Genomic DNA, 14,077 nt, shown 5'->3' on the forward strand with positions numbered 1-14,077 from the left:
CGGGGAGACGCAGGTGCACTGCTACTCCCCGGCCAGTGTGGTCAGCACCCCCTCGCCGTAGCGAGCCAACTTGTTCTCACCGACGCCGGCGACGGTGCCGAGCGCGGCGAGGTCGGCGGGTTTGCGCGCGGCGATCTCGCGCAGGGTGGCGTCGTGGAACACCACGTAGGCGGGCACGCCCTGTTCCTTCGCCGTCGCGGCACGCCAGGCCCGCAGGCGCTCGAACACTCCGACGTCCGCGGCGGGCAGGTCGGCTGTCGCCTTGGCCGATTTCGCGCTGCGCGCGGGGCGGGCGGCGCGTTCGGGCTCGCGCCGCATCGGCACCTTCCTGCCCTCGAACAGCACCTCGTTGCTCTCGTCGGTCAGTGCGAGGACACCGTATTCGCCCTGTACCGCCAGCAGGCCGCCCGCGAGCAGCTGCCGCACCACCCCGCGCCATTCGGTATCGCGCAGATCGGTGCCGATGCCGAACACCGACAGCTCGTTGTGCCGATGCTGGGTGATCTTCTGGTTGGTCTTGCCGAGCAGGATGTCGACGAGGTGGCCCGCGCCGAACGATTGTCCGCGTTCGCGTTTGAGCCGCAGCACCGTGGACAGCAGCTTCTGCGCGGGCACCGTGCCGTCCCAGGTCTCGGGCGGATTCAGGCACACATCGCAGTTGCCGCAGGCGCCACCGGTCTGACCGAAATAGTTGAGCAGCCGCGCGCGACGGCAGCCGACGGTCTCGCACAGGGCGAGCATGGCATCGAGGTGCAGTTGCAGCTGTCTGCGATGTGCCGCGTCGCCCTCGCTGGAGTCGATCATCTTGCGTTGCTGCACAACATCATTGAGGCCGTAGACCATCCAGGCTGTCGACGGCAGGCCGTCGCGTCCCGCGCGGCCGGTCTCCTGGTAGTACCCCTCGACCGATTTCGGCAGGTCGAGGTGGGCCACGAAGCGCACGTCGGGTTTGTCGATGCCCATGCCGAAGGCGATGGTGGCGACGACGATCAGGCCGTCCTCGCGCAGGAATCTGGACTGGTTCTCGGCACGGGTGCGGAAATCCAGGCCCGCGTGATAGGGCACCGCGCGGATGCCGTTCTCGTTGAGCATGGCCGCGGTCTTCTCCACCGAATTGCGCGAGAGGCAGTAGACGATGCCCGCGTCGCCGGGATGCTCGGCGCGGATGAAGTCGAGCAGCTGACGGTCGGCGCGGTTCTTCGATTCGATCCGGTACTGGATGTTGGGCCGGTCGAAGCTGGAGATGAACTGTTTCGCGGCGCCCAGATCCAGCCGTTCGACGATCTCGGCGGCGGTCTTCTCGGTGGCGGTCGCGGTGAGCGCGATGCGCGGGACATCGGGCCAGCGTTCGTGCACCAGCGACAGCGCGAGGTAGTCGGGCCGGAAGTCGTGGCCCCACTGCGACACGCAGTGCGCCTCGTCGATCGCGAACAGGGCGATCTTGCCGCGGTCGAGCAGCCGCAGCGTGGCTTCCAGTCGTAGGCGTTCCGGCGCCAGGTACAGCAGGTCCAGATCGCCCGAGACGAACTGCGCCTCCACGGTCCGCCGCTGATCCGGCGACTGGGTGGAGTTGAGGAATCCGGCCCGCACGCCGAGGGCGCTCAGCGCGTCGACCTGGTCCTGCATGAGGGCGATCAGCGGTGAGACGACGACGCCGACGCCCTCGCGGACCAGCGAGGGGACCTGGTAGCAGAGGGATTTGCCGCCACCGGTCGGCATCAGTACCAGCGCGTCGCCACCGCCGACGACCTGTTCGACGATGGCCGCCTGGTCGCCGCGGAAACTGTCGTAGCCGAAGACGCGGCGTAGTACCTCGTCGGCTGTCTCAGCGCGATCGGGAGCCGCGACCCGGCCCGGGGTGGCCGGGGCGAGATCGTCGAAGTGGAAGCCGCCGGTATCGGCGAAATCGTGCTCGGAGACGTACCCGCCGTCGGACGGGTACGCGTCGTCGGGTGGGAAGTCCTCGGGCGGGAAGTCGTCGACATCGGGGGCTGTGGCGCCGGAATTGCTCACCGGGCCATCCTACGAGCGAGCGCCGGTCGCGCAGCCCGTCGACCGGAGCCGACGGCGGCGGATGCCGAAGTTGCGCACCTGTGGATAACTTCGATTCACCCGCGCAAACGGCCGAGGATCTCGTCTTGGAGCAGGCCGTTGGAGGCCATCGCGTCGCCGCCGTGCGGGCCGGAGCGCCCGTCCAGGGAGGTGAACGCGCCCCCCGCCTCACGGACCAGGATGTCGAGGGCGGCCAGGTCCCACAGGGAGACCTCCGGCTCGGCCGCGATATCGACCGCACCCTCCGCGACCAGGCAATAGTTGAAGAAATCGCCGTAACCGCGGACTCGCCAGACGGCATCGGTGAGGTCGATGAACTTCTCGCGCAGACCGCGCTCGTGCCAGCCGGACAGACTGGAGAAGGCCAGGCTCGCGGCGTCGAGGTCGGCGACCGCGGATACCGAGATCGGCTTGGGCGCTCCGGGGTGGACCTGTACCCATGCACCCGAACCGGCGGCGGCCCACCAGCGCCTGCCCAGTGCGGGCGCGCTCACCACGCCGACCACCGGGACACCGTCCTCCAGCAGGGAGATCAGGCTGGCCCACACCGGTACGCCGCGAACGAAGTTCTTGGTGCCGTCGATCGGGTCGACCACCCATTGCCTGCCGCTGAACTCGGCGTCACCGCCGAACTCCTCACCGAGCACGGCGTCGGCGGGGCGTTCGTCGGCGAGTACGCGGCGGATCAGCTGTTCTACCGCGAGATCGGCGTCCGAGACCGGGGTGAGGTCCGGTTTCGAGTCGACTTCGAGGTCGACGGCGCCGAAGCGCTCGAGGGAGATGGCGTCGGCCTGGTCGGCCAGTCGCAGGGCAAGGTCCAGGTCAGCGGAGTAGGCAGCCACGGTGGGAGTGTATTCGCCGAGCCGGCGCGCTCGAGTTCCCGGCGCGGTGAACATCACGGCCGTTGCCCGCCCCAGCTCAGCGGCTCCGGCCGGGTGTGTGAGAACGTGCGAAAGCCGCCCGGTCAGGCCACGACCTGGGCTGTTTTCGCTGCGACCAGAGCACTTGTCCACCAGTGCAGCTGGTCGAGCAGGGCCGTGGCGGCGGCTTCGGGTTCCTGCGGGTCGTGCAGTTGGCCGGTCTCGTCGAAGAGCATGTAGTAGCGCGGGAACGAGACGTAGTGGCGCACGGTGTGAGCGTTGAGTTCGTTGAACACCTGGCGCAGGTGTTCGATGGCCAGGAGTCCGCCGGAGCCGCCGCTGTAGCCGACGAAGCCGATCGCCTTGGCGTCCCACTGGGTGAAGTGCCAGTCGATGGCGGCTTTGAGGGCGGCGGGGTAGCTGCGGTTGTAGTCGGGGGTGACGATGACGTAGGCGTCGGCCGCGGCCAGGCGGTCGGTGAGGTCGCGCATGCCGGCGGGGCGGACCGGGTCGGGGTCGAGGGCGGGCGGCACGGCGGGCAGGGCGGGCAGGGCGGTGTCGGCGAGGTCGATGATGTCGACCTCGAAGCGGTCGTCGACCTGCTGGGCGAACCAGTTCGCGACGACGGGGCCGAATCGTCCGTCACGGACACTGCCGATGATGATCGCGAGCTTCAGCGTGGACACGATGTTCTCCTGTTCGTCGTACCGGCTCGATCAGCCGGTACGACCAAATCTCGCGGACCGCGAGCGTCGCAGGGAGACCACGCTGAGAGTGGTAGTGGCACGGCCACTCTGCGTGGCGCCGCGCTGGGTACCGTCGAAGAGGTGAGCGACAACGAACTCGGGCTGTTCCTGCGGACCCGCCGCGAGGCGGTCTCCCCCGCCGAGGTCGGGCTGCCCGCCGGACAACGCAGGCGCACGCCGGGTCTGCGTCGCGCCGAGGTCGCGATGCTGGCGGGTGTCAGTGTGGAATATCTGATCCGGCTCGAGCAGGGCCGCGACAGCCATCCCTCCGCTCAGGTGTTGTCCGCGCTGGCCGAGACGTTGCGGCTGAGTCCTCGCGAACGCGTTCACCTGCATCAACTCAGCAAAGGCGTGTCCGGTTTCAGTTGTGGCGCTGCCGAGAACGGTCCCAACCGCACGGTGCGTCCGACGATCCTGGCGATCCTCGCCCAGCTGGAACCGGCGCCCGCCGCGATCACCAATCGCTTCACCGAGATCCTGGCCTGCACCGAGGGCTACCGGAAGCTGATGGCGCCCGCGGGGCTGTTCGAGCAGGGCGAGCCCGCCAACGTCGCCCGATTCGTGTTCACCCACCCGGGCGCCCGCGCGCTGTACCCGGAGTGGGGATCGGCTGCCGACAAGCTGGTCGCTTCGCTCAAGCAGGGCCCGTTCCGCGCCGATCCGATGGTCGCCGCACTGGTCGACGAGCTCACCGTGACGGCGGGCAGCGCCTTCACCGATCGCCTCGCGACGCTGCCCGGACTGCCGCCGTCGGGCGGGATCAACCGCATCGATCACCCCGAGGCGGGCACGCTGCGGCTGGCCTACGAATCGCTGGACCTGTCCATCGACGACGACCAGTCGCTCTACGTCCTGCTCCCGGCCGACGAGGCCAGCGCGAACGCCCTCGACCAGCTGGTCGGACGCCGCCCAGGGGGCCTGCGGTCCATCGCAAGCTGACCGAATAGGCACTGTGTCGGACGGGACCGGTAGCCTAGGACATCGTGCATCCTGACGTTATCGCCGACCTCGCAGAACTCGACACCACGCTCAAGACGGTCGAGTCGGTCCTCGATGTCGAGGAACTACGCCGCCGCATCGATGAACTCGAGCACCAGGCCGCCGATCCCGAGTTGTGGAACAACCAGGAGCACGCCCAGCAGGTGACCAGTGAGCTCTCGCACGCGCAGAGCGAATTGCGCCGTGTCGAGGATCTGCGCCAGCGGCTCGAGGACCTGCCGGTGCTCTACGAACTGGCCGAGGCCGAAGAGGACGCGGCCGCCGCCGAAGCCACCGCCGACGCCGATGCCGAGCGCGCCGCACTGCGCGTGGACGTCGAGGCGATGGAAGTGCGCACCCTGCTCTCGGGCGAGTACGACAAGCGTGACGCGCTGGTCAACATCCGTTCCGGCGCCGGCGGCGTCGACGCCGCCGACTGGGCGATGATGCTGATGCGCATGTACATCCGATGGGCCGAGCGGCACAAGTTCCCCGTCGAGGTCTACGACACCTCCTACGCCGAGGAGGCGGGCCTCAAGAGCGCCACCTTCGCGGTCAAGGCGCCCTACGCCTACGGCACGCTGTCGGTGGAGATGGGCACGCACCGCCTGGTCCGGATCAGCCCGTTCGACAACCAGGGCCGTCGCCAGACCTCCTTCGCCGAGGTCGAGGTCCTGCCCGTGGTGGAGACGACCGATCACATCGAGATCCCCGAGGGCGAGATCCGGGTCGACGTGTACCGCTCGTCGGGCCCCGGCGGCCAGTCGGTCAACACCACCGACTCCGCGGTGCGCCTGACCCACATTCCCACCGGCATCGTCGTGACCTGCCAGAACGAGAAGTCGCAGCTGCAGAACAAGATCTCGGCCATGCGCGTGCTGCAGGCCAAGCTGCTCGAGCGCAAGCGCCAGGAGGAGCGCGCCACGATGGACGCGCTCAAGACCAACGAGGGCGCGTCGTGGGGCAACCAGATGCGTTCCTACGTGCTGCACCCGTACCAGATGGTCAAGGACCTGCGCACCAACCACGAAGTCAACAATCCGACCGCGGTCCTCGACGGCGACATCGACGGCTTCATCGAGTCCGGAATCCGTTGGCGCATGCGCGATCAGGACGACGCGTAGCCAGCTGTTCGCTCACAAACCGTGCGCTTCAGCACGTTTGACCGCACGCCGTGACCGACCTGTAACCTTTCTGGTGTGCGTTCGACCGAACCGAAACTGTGCCTGTGCAGGTCCATGAAGGAGACGCGATGACCGACGTCCTCGCGGCCAGCAGCGGACCCGAGATCAGCGACTGGATGCGTTCCAGTGGGCTGGAAATCGTCCTGCTGATCGTCGGCGCGATGCTGTTCGGCCGGTTCGCCGCGTTCCTGCGCGATCGGGTGACCACCAAGATCGACTCGGGTTTCCAGACCAGTGACGCCCTGGTCCGCACCGAAGCGGCCAAGCACCGTCACGCGCTGGCACAGGTGGTCACGTGGGTGGTGCTGACCATCGTGTACGTGCTGGTCGGCATGGAGGTGTTGCGCAGGCTGGGCTTCGCGGTGACGGGTCTGGTCGCGCCGGCGGCGGTGCTCGGTGCCGCGCTCGGTTTCGGCGCGCAGCGCATCGTCCAGGACATTCTGGCCGGGTTCTTCCTGATCACCGAGCGCCAATACGGCTTCGGTGACGTGGTGCAGATCTCGGTCACCGGCTCCGCCGACCCCGCCGAGGGCACCGTCGAGGACGTGACGCTGCGCATCACCACGCTGCGTAACTCCGACGGCGAAGTGATCATCGTCCCCAACGGGCAGATCGTGAAAGTCACCAATCTGTCCAAGGATTGGGCGCGGGCCGCGATCGACGTCCCGGTGTCGGCGCAGGCCGATATCACCAAGATCAACGAGATCCTGCACGCGGTGTGCACCAAGGCCTACGAGGACCGCCGCCTCAAACCGCTGTTGCTCGACGAGCCGTCGGTGATGGGTGTCGAAGATCTCTCGCTCGACGTGATGAACATCCGGATGGTTGCCCGCACATTGCCAGGCAAACAATTCGAAGTGGGTCGCGAACTGCGCGTACGCGTCGCCGCGGCCCTGCGTAAGGAGGGAATCAGTGAAACCACGTAAGTCCACAGCGATCCTGATGGCGGCGTGGCTGTCGACGTTTGTCGTGTACCTGTTCGTCAAACCCACCGATACCGCCGCCGAGGGCCCGACGACGTTCCTCAATGCCGTACCGACCTGGGTGAATGCCGACCCCCAACCCTGATCGACGCGCCGCGTCCCGCTGAGACGGCTCGTTCGCTGGTTACACTGGCTCCCCGTGATCACCATGCGCAACGTGACCAAGTCGTACGAGACCTCGACGCGACCGGCGCTGGACAACGTTTCCGTCGATGTGGAAAAAGGCGAGTTCGTCTTCATCATCGGCCCGTCCGGTTCGGGCAAGTCGACCTTCATGCGACTCCTGCTCAAGGAAGAGGCGCCGACATCGGGCGAGATCCGGGTCGCGGATTTCCGCGTCGACCGCTTGCCCGGCCGGAAGGTGCCCAAGTTGCGGCAGCGGATCGGCTGCGTGTTCCAGGACTTCCGGCTGTTGCAGCAGAAGACCGTGGAACAGAACGTCGCGTTCGCGCTGGAGGTGATCGGCAAGCGGCGGCAATTCATCGACCGGACGGTGCCCGAGGTGCTCGACATGGTCGGGCTCGGCGGTAAGGGACAGCGGTTGCCGTCGGAGCTGTCCGGTGGTGAGCAGCAGCGGGTCGCGATCGCGCGCGCGTTCGTCAACCGGCCGCTGGTCCTGCTCGCCGACGAGCCGACCGGCAACCTCGACCCGGATACCAGCGCCGACATCATGGCGCTGCTGGAACGGATCAATCGCGTCGGCACCACGGTGCTGATGGCCACCCACGACAATCACATCGTCGACGCCATGCGAAGGCGGGTGGTGGAACTCGACCACGGCAGACTCGTGCGCGACGAAGCGACCGGCGTCTACGGGGTGGGTCGATAATGCGACTGAGTTTCCTGTTCACCGAGGTCGTCGACGGCCTGCGCCGCAATCTCACGATGACCATCGCGATGATCCTGACCACGGCCGTGTCGCTGATGATGCTCGGCGGCGGCATGCTGTCGGTGCGGATGGCCGACAAGACCGAGAACTTCTTCATCGGCCGCCTCGAAGTGCGCTTCTATCTCGACGACGCGGTCTCCGACACCGATCCCGACTGCGCCGCCGACCCGTGCAAGTCGCTGCTCGCCGACCTCAAGCAGACCTCGGGTGTGGAGAGCGTGCAGTTCCTCAACCGCGCCGACGCGCTGGAAGAGGCGAAGAAGCTGTTCGCGGATCAGCCGGAGATGGTGCAGTACATCTCCGACTCGCCACTGCCTGCCTCGTTGCGGGTGAAGATGACCGACGCCGATCAGTATCAGCACATCTACGACAGTTTCGCGACGCGGCCGGGTGTGCGGATCGTGGCCAACGACAAGGAGTTCGTCGACCGGCTGACCAGCCTGTTCGACGGGCTGCGCAATGCCGCGTTCGGTTTGGCGCTGGTGATGGCGCTGGCCGCGATGCTGCTGGTGCTGAACATGGTGCAGATCGCCGCCTTCACGCGACGCACGGAAGTCGGCATCATGCGCCTGGTGGGCGCGACCCGCTGGTATACGCAGCTACCGTTCCTGCTCGAAGCGGTCGCGGCCGCCTTCGTCGGTTCGGTACTCGCGATCCTCGGCCTGGTGATCGCCCGGCCGCTGGTGATCGACCGGGCGCTGGGCCCGCTGTTCGACAGCAATGTCTTCCCGCGCATCACCGGCGACGACATCGCCGTGGTCGCCCTGACGATCGCGCCCGTCGGCATCGTCTTCGCCGCCGTCACCGCCTACCTGACCCTGCGCTACTACGTGCGCGAATAAGGTTTGTACGCGGCGGGCCCAGCTCCATCGGTCCCGCCGCGTCGACGGCAGACGACACCAAGCGTGCTGGTTACGTCAAGCCCGTCACGGCGTGGGCGAGGCTGGCGCCGAGTTGAGCGGCGAGTCGGGATCGCTGGCGGTCGAGGTCGGCGATGCGTCGGTCCAGTTCAGCGGTTCTGTCGGCCATGATCCGCACCGACATCTCGCAGGCTTGGACCGGTCCCGCGTTTTCGGCGCACGGCATGAGCAGGGCGATGTCATCGGTGTTCAGTCCCGCGGCCAGCAGTTCCCTGATCCGGGCGACCGCCGCTACCGCCGATGCCGGATAACTGCGGTAACCGTTGCTGTCGCGGTGCGGATGCAGCAGACCCTGTTCCTCGTAGTAGCGCAGCAGCCGGGTGGCGACCCCGGTGCGTCGCGCCAATTCGCCGATCAGCATGTGACCACCGGCACCTTCGGCTTGACCTTCACACCCATGTGAATCCCTAACGTCGCCCGTATGACAACCATTCCGCTCCAGACCAGCATTCACGGCGCCGGCCCCGGCATTCTCCTCGCGCACGGCGGGGGTGGCTCGATCGAGAGCAACTTCGGCACCGTGATCCCCGCGCTCGCGGCCGGGCACACCGTGGTCGCCCCCGACTACCCCGGCGACGACACCGCGCTGACGCTCGATGACCTCGCCGATGCCCTGGTAGCGGCCGCCACCGACGCCGGTGTCCCGACCTTCACCATCGTCGGTTTCTCCCTCGGCACCGCGGTGGCCGTGCGCGCTGCCGCACGTCATCCCGACCGCGTCACGGGCCTGCTGCTCACCGCCGGGTTGGCCGCACCCGACAATCGAGCCCGGTTGGCCGTGCAGGCCTGGCAGGACCTCCTCGACCGGGGCGCGCACGAATCCTTCGCCCGCTTGGTTCTGCTCACCGGTTTCTCCACGGATTTCGTCAACAGCCTTCCGGCACCGACAGTCGACGAGATGGTCCGGCAGACGGCCGGCTCGATCCCCGGCGGTACCCGCCAACAGGCGGCCCTGATCGAAACCGTCGACACCACCGCCGATCTCGCCACTGTCTCGGTCCCGACTCTCGTCGTCGCCACCACCGCCGATCTGCTCGTCGATCCGGAGAACTCGCGGGCACTCGCCGCGGGGATACCCGGCGCCGAATACGCGGAAATCGAAGCAGGCCATGTGGTCATGGTCGAGCGTCCCGACGAGTGGCAGAAGCTGCTCACCGATTTCCTCGATCGGCACGGGCTCTAGGACCGGCGAACCACCGATCACCCGAGCGTGCGCAGTTGCGGCCACAGCTGCGACCACGGCCGGATCGGGTTCCGGCAGACGAACATCGGCTCACCCTGTTCGTCGTTGTCGATGCCGAGACCGTTGTCGAGCACACCCGCGGGTTCGACGATCGAACACAGCTCGGTGAGTCGTCGATGGTCGATGCCGACGGTGAGGACCTCTGTCGCGGTGTCGGGCGGAGGTCCCCACCACCAGTAGGCGTTGTGGCCGGAATACGGTGTGGTCAGGTCATATTCAGGTCCGTAGTGTTCGATCGCACCCGCTTCGCCGTAGTTGGCGGTGAGGATGGGGACACCGGGTGGGCGGGCAGCGGCGATCTGTTCGACGTAGCGGGGCCAGGCGATGGTCTCGCCCGCGTCGTAGTTGATCGCGAGGACCGCAGAGTCGCGTAACCACGCGACCGGCAGCACCGGCAGGAACAACACCGCCGACATCACCGCGTTGACCGTGAGCACCGAAGTGACTGCCGCCCAGCGTTTTCGGTCCTCACCCAGCCACCGGCACAGACCTACGGCACCCGCCGCGAGCAGCACCGGGTACATCCCGCCGAGGTAGTAGGCCTTGCCGCCGGTCACGAGAAATACCACGAACAGCACCGCGTAGGTCAGCGCAAACGCCCGCCACCGCGAATTCCACAACCGCCACAATCCGTACCCCCACAGCGGAACCAGCAGCGGCCCGAACAGCCCGAACTGCAAGAGCACGAACATGATCGGCGTATCCGAGGTACCCGACGATCCACCGGCGATGGCTCTGCTCAGCTCCCACTGCGGCCACCCGTTGCCGGCCTGCCACCACATATACGGCGCCCACAACACCAGCGCGATGCCGACAGCGAACCCGAAGTACCTGGTCGCGAACAACTTTCGCTGTCCGGTCGCGGCCAGTGTCGCGGCCAGCACACCGACCGGCACGATCAGCAGTACCTTGTTCTGGAGCCCGATCCCGACGACCGATCCGAGCACCAGCCACCATCGCGGATCCCGCCCGAGCTTCAGCACGAGCAGACAGATCAGCGACCAGGCCGCCAGATCGAACACCGTCGTCCCCAGCAGATGCCCCACGCCCATCATCAGCGCGGAACTCGCGACCGCACCGGCCGCCAGCGCTCGCGCGCCACGCCCACCACCCAACTCCCCCGCCATCAGCCCGGCACACACCACGACGAACGTCGCCGCGGCGATGGCGGGCAATCTCATGACACATAACGAATCGGGATCGACCGCAGCCATGAATCTGGCCAGAAACGGCGACAACGGCGGCTGATCGGGGTAAGACCAGTCCAGCCGCCGACCCGCGGCCAGGAAGTACAGCTCGTCGCGGTGGTAGCCGTAGCGCCCCGAGGTCACCAGCAGGACGAGCGCGAAAACCGGCGCGATGACGGGCACCCGACCAGCGTGACAGAAACCGGCGATTCGACGACGGGTCAGCACACTTCTTACTCTGGAGTAAGATAGACTTACCGAAGAGTAAGATGGTGGGGTCGAAGGCACCCCGACAGCCGAGGAAATCAGGTGATGATGAGCACTCGAGACAGCGCGACGAAGCGACGTCCGAACGACACGTCCGCGGTCGGCCTCAGCCAGCCCAAACGGGACTGGATGGGCGCCGCGATGCGCGCTTTGACGACCATTACCGGGTCGGAGCTCGCGGGCAAGTACAACCTGCGCAAGCCGATCGAGCGCGTCACCTACGAGGGCACCAAGACCGGGTTCCGTACCCTGGGCGCGGCCACTCGTACGTTCGCCAAGGTCGCGGGTGGCGGTGAGCCCAAGCGTCTGGTCGACAACGAGTCCAAGACCAAGGACTACTTCGATCTCACCCCGTCCGACGAGCAGCAGATGATCGTCGAGACGGTGCGTGATTTCGCGGGCGAGATCCTGCGTCCCGCGGCCTACGACGCCGACAATGCCGCCAAGGCCCCGCGCGACCTGCTCGAGCGCGCCGCCGAACTCGGCATCACCCTGATCAACGTGCCCGAGGAGCTGGAAGGCGCGGCTTCCGAGCGCGGCGCCGTCACCAACTCCCTGGTCGCCGAGGCGCTGGCGCACGGTGACATGGGCCTGGCGCTGCCGATTCTGGCGCCGAGCGGTGTCACTGTCGCCCTGTCGCAGTGGGGCACCGACGCCCAGCAGCAGACCTACCTACCCGCCTTCACCGGCGAGAGTGTGCCGCAGGCGTCCGTGGTGATCAACGAGCCGCGCGCCCTGTTCGACCCGTTCGCGCTGCAGACCAAGGCCGTGCGCTCCCCCAGCGGCTACAAGCTCAACGGCGTGAAGAGCCTGGTCCCGGCCGCGGCCGACGCCGAGCTGTTCATCGTGGCCGCCGAGCTCGACGGGCGCCCCGCGCTGTTCATCGTCGAGTCCGACACCGCCGGGCTGTCGGTGGAAGCCGACCCGAGCATGGGTCTGCGCGCCGCGGGCCTGGGCCGGCTGATCCTGGACAACGTGGCCGTCGGCGCCGACGCCGTCCTCGGCGACAGTGACGCCAAGACCCGTGCCGCCGAGTACGGCGACGCGGTGCAGCTCGCCCGGCTGGGTTGGGCCTCGCTGGCCATCGGCACCGGCCAGGCCGTGCTCGACTACGTGATCCCGTACGTGAACGAGCGTGAGGCGTTCGGCGAGCCGATCTCGCACCGCCAGGCGGTGGCCTTCATGGTCGCCAACATGGCGATCGAGCTCGACGGCCTGCGCCTGGTCACCCTGCGTGGTGCTTCGCGCGCCGAGCAGGGTCTGTCGTTCGCCCGTGAGGCGGCGCTGGCGCGCAAGCTGGCCACCGACAAGGGCATGCAGATCGGCCTGGACGGCGTGCAGCTGCTCGGCGGCCACGGCTTCACCAAGGAACACCCGGTCGAGCGGTGGTACCGCGACCTTCGTTCCGTCGGTGTCGCCGAAGGCATCGTGCTGGTCTAGGCCCGTTTCTCACCTTCCAGGAGCCCCCTCATGATCAATCTCGAACTCCCCAAGAAGCTGAAGGCGAGCGCCAACCAGGCCCACCAGGTCGCCTCGCAGATCTTCCGTCCCATTTCCCGCAAGTACGACCTCGCCGAGCACGAGTACCCGGTCGAGCTCGACACGATGGCCGCCATGATCGAAGGGCTCGCCGATTCCGGCACCCAGAAGATCGGTGGCGCCGCGGGCGGCCGTAACGACGAGACCGCCGCGGACCTGACCGCGAATGCCAACGGCGGCAACATGTCCGCGCTGCTCAACGCCCTCGAGACCTCGTGGGGCGATGTCGGCCTGATGCTCACCATCCCCTACCAGGGACTGGGCAACGCCGCGATCGCCGCGGTCGCGACCGACGAGCAGCTCTCGCGTTTCGGCAAGGTGTGGGCCGCGATGGCGATCACCGAGCCGTCCTTCGGTTCCGACTCCGCCGCCGTCACCACCACCGCCACCCTCGACGGTGACGAGTGGGTCCTCAACGGCGAGAAGATCTTCGTCACCTGCGGTGAGCGCGCCACCCACATCGTGGTGTGGGCTTCGGTCGACAAGAGCCTCGGTCGCGCCGCGATCAAGTCCTTCGTCGTCCCGCGCGACGCTCCGGGCCTGTCGGTGGCGCGGCTCGAGCACAAGCTCGGCATCAAGGCCTCCGACACCGCGGTGCTGCTGCTGCAGGACTGCCGCATCCCCGCCGACAACATCCTCGGTTCGCCGGAAGTCAACGTGGAGAAGGGCTTTGCCGGGGTCATGCAGACCTTCGACAACACCCGTCCCCTCGTGGCGGCGATGGCCGTCGGCGTCACCCGCGCCGCGCTCGAGGAACTGCGTACCGTCCTCACCGAGGCCGGGGTCGAGATCTCCTACGACACCCCCGCGATGAACCAGTCCGCGGCGGCCGCCGAGTTCCTGCGCATGGAAGCCGACTACGAATCGGCCTACCTGCTCTCCCTGCGCGCCGCCTGGATGGCCGACAACAAGAAGCCGAACTCCCTCGAGGCCTCGATGTCCAAGGCCAAGGCGGGTCGCACCGGCACCGACGTCACCCTCAAGGCAGTGGAGCTGGCCGGCACCATCGGCTACTCCCAGCGCACCCTGCTCGAGAAGTGGGCCCGCGACTCGAAGATCCTCGACATCTTCGAAGGCACCCAGCAGATCCAGCAGCTGATCGTGGCTCGCCGCGTGCTCGGAAAGACCAGCTCCGAACTGAAGTGACCACATAGACAACGAAATCCGGTGCGAGTCGATTGCCGACTCGCGCCGGATTTCTTGTTTTCGACGCATTCGGTTGCCCGGCA

General features: G+C 67.4%; 14 protein-coding genes. 9 read left to right on the forward strand and 5 right to left on the reverse strand.

Annotated features, from left to right (window positions below; genetic code table 11):
- Positions 1 to 21 precede the first annotated feature (21 nt).
- The 3 genes from recQ to ACWF99_RS26375 all read right to left on the reverse strand — a co-directional run bounded on the left by recQ (position 22) and on the right by ACWF99_RS26375 (position 3,598).
- Positions 22 to 2,013, reverse strand: a complete 1,992-nt coding sequence (gene recQ / locus ACWF99_RS26365; RefSeq protein WP_378632962.1) for a DNA helicase RecQ — start codon at positions 2,011 to 2,013, stop codon at positions 22 to 24.
- Positions 2,014 to 2,108: 95 nt separating this feature from the next.
- Positions 2,109 to 2,894 carry a histidinol-phosphatase gene (gene hisN, locus ACWF99_RS26370; protein ID WP_452537664.1) on the reverse strand — a complete coding sequence of 262 codons (786 nt, stop codon included), beginning with the start codon at positions 2,892 to 2,894 and terminating at the stop codon, positions 2,109 to 2,111.
- Between the two features lie 122 nt (positions 2,895 to 3,016).
- Positions 3,017 to 3,598 (reverse strand): NADPH-dependent FMN reductase, encoded by a 582-nt coding sequence (locus ACWF99_RS26375; RefSeq protein WP_378632956.1) that lies wholly within the window; start codon positions 3,596 to 3,598, stop codon positions 3,017 to 3,019.
- Between the two features lie 141 nt (positions 3,599 to 3,739).
- Between ACWF99_RS26375 and ACWF99_RS26380 the strand changes: the two genes are divergently transcribed.
- The 6 genes from ACWF99_RS26380 to ftsX all read left to right on the forward strand — a co-directional run bounded on the left by ACWF99_RS26380 (position 3,740) and on the right by ftsX (position 8,534).
- The gene (locus tag ACWF99_RS26380) at positions 3,740 to 4,597 is read left to right on the forward strand and encodes a helix-turn-helix transcriptional regulator (protein ID WP_378632953.1); all 858 of its coding nucleotides are present in this window, start codon (positions 3,740 to 3,742) and stop codon (positions 4,595 to 4,597) included.
- A 44-nt stretch (positions 4,598 to 4,641) separates the two neighbouring features.
- On the forward strand, positions 4,642 to 5,760 hold the full coding sequence (prfB, locus tag ACWF99_RS26385; RefSeq protein ID WP_056812604.1) for a peptide chain release factor 2: 1,119 nt from the start codon (positions 4,642 to 4,644) through the stop codon (positions 5,758 to 5,760).
- Positions 5,761 to 5,888: 128 nt separating this feature from the next.
- A complete protein-coding gene (locus ACWF99_RS26390; RefSeq protein ID WP_378632949.1) occupies positions 5,889 to 6,746 on the forward strand; it encodes a mechanosensitive ion channel family protein in 858 nt (285 codons plus the stop codon).
- Entirely contained in the window at positions 6,733 to 6,888 is a 156-nt protein-coding gene (locus ACWF99_RS26395) for a hypothetical protein (RefSeq protein ID WP_378632946.1), read from the forward strand. Before ACWF99_RS26390 ends, ACWF99_RS26395 begins: the two co-directional genes overlap by 14 nt.
- A gap of 54 nt (positions 6,889 to 6,942) precedes the next feature.
- Positions 6,943 to 7,632, forward strand: a complete 690-nt coding sequence (gene ftsE, locus ACWF99_RS26400; RefSeq protein WP_378632943.1) for a cell division ATP-binding protein FtsE — start codon at positions 6,943 to 6,945, stop codon at positions 7,630 to 7,632.
- Positions 7,632 to 8,534, forward strand: a complete 903-nt coding sequence (ftsX, locus tag ACWF99_RS26405) for a permease-like cell division protein FtsX (protein WP_378632940.1) — start codon at positions 7,632 to 7,634, stop codon at positions 8,532 to 8,534. The genes ftsE and ftsX overlap by 1 nt, the downstream gene beginning before the upstream one ends.
- Positions 8,535 to 8,604: 70 nt before the next feature.
- On the opposite strand, the gene ACWF99_RS26410 is transcribed toward ftsX, so the two are convergent.
- Positions 8,605 to 8,973, reverse strand: a complete 369-nt coding sequence (locus tag ACWF99_RS26410; RefSeq protein WP_452537665.1) for a MerR family transcriptional regulator — start codon at positions 8,971 to 8,973, stop codon at positions 8,605 to 8,607.
- A 60-nt stretch (positions 8,974 to 9,033) separates the two neighbouring features.
- Here ACWF99_RS26410 and ACWF99_RS26415 point away from each other — a divergent pair, with 60 nt between their 5' ends.
- Positions 9,034 to 9,795, forward strand: coding sequence for an alpha/beta fold hydrolase (locus ACWF99_RS26415; protein WP_452537666.1), 762 nt, complete (start codon positions 9,034 to 9,036; stop codon positions 9,793 to 9,795).
- Between the two features lie 17 nt (positions 9,796 to 9,812).
- On the opposite strand, the gene ACWF99_RS26420 is transcribed toward ACWF99_RS26415, so the two are convergent.
- Complete coding sequence (locus tag ACWF99_RS26420; protein WP_452537667.1) at positions 9,813 to 11,225, reverse strand: glycosyltransferase family 39 protein; 1,413 nt, start codon at positions 11,223 to 11,225, stop codon at positions 9,813 to 9,815.
- A gap of 126 nt (positions 11,226 to 11,351) precedes the next feature.
- Here ACWF99_RS26420 and ACWF99_RS26425 point away from each other — a divergent pair, with 126 nt between their 5' ends.
- Complete coding sequence (locus ACWF99_RS26425) at positions 11,352 to 12,749, forward strand: acyl-CoA dehydrogenase family protein (protein ID WP_378651822.1); 1,398 nt, start codon at positions 11,352 to 11,354, stop codon at positions 12,747 to 12,749.
- 30 nt (positions 12,750 to 12,779) lie between these two features.
- Positions 12,780 to 13,994, forward strand: coding sequence for an acyl-CoA dehydrogenase family protein (locus tag ACWF99_RS26430; protein ID WP_378632927.1), 1,215 nt, complete (start codon positions 12,780 to 12,782; stop codon positions 13,992 to 13,994).
- Positions 13,995 to 14,077 lie beyond the last annotated feature (83 nt).

The sequence above is a fragment of the Nocardia sp. NPDC055002 genome, from assembly GCF_053608825.1.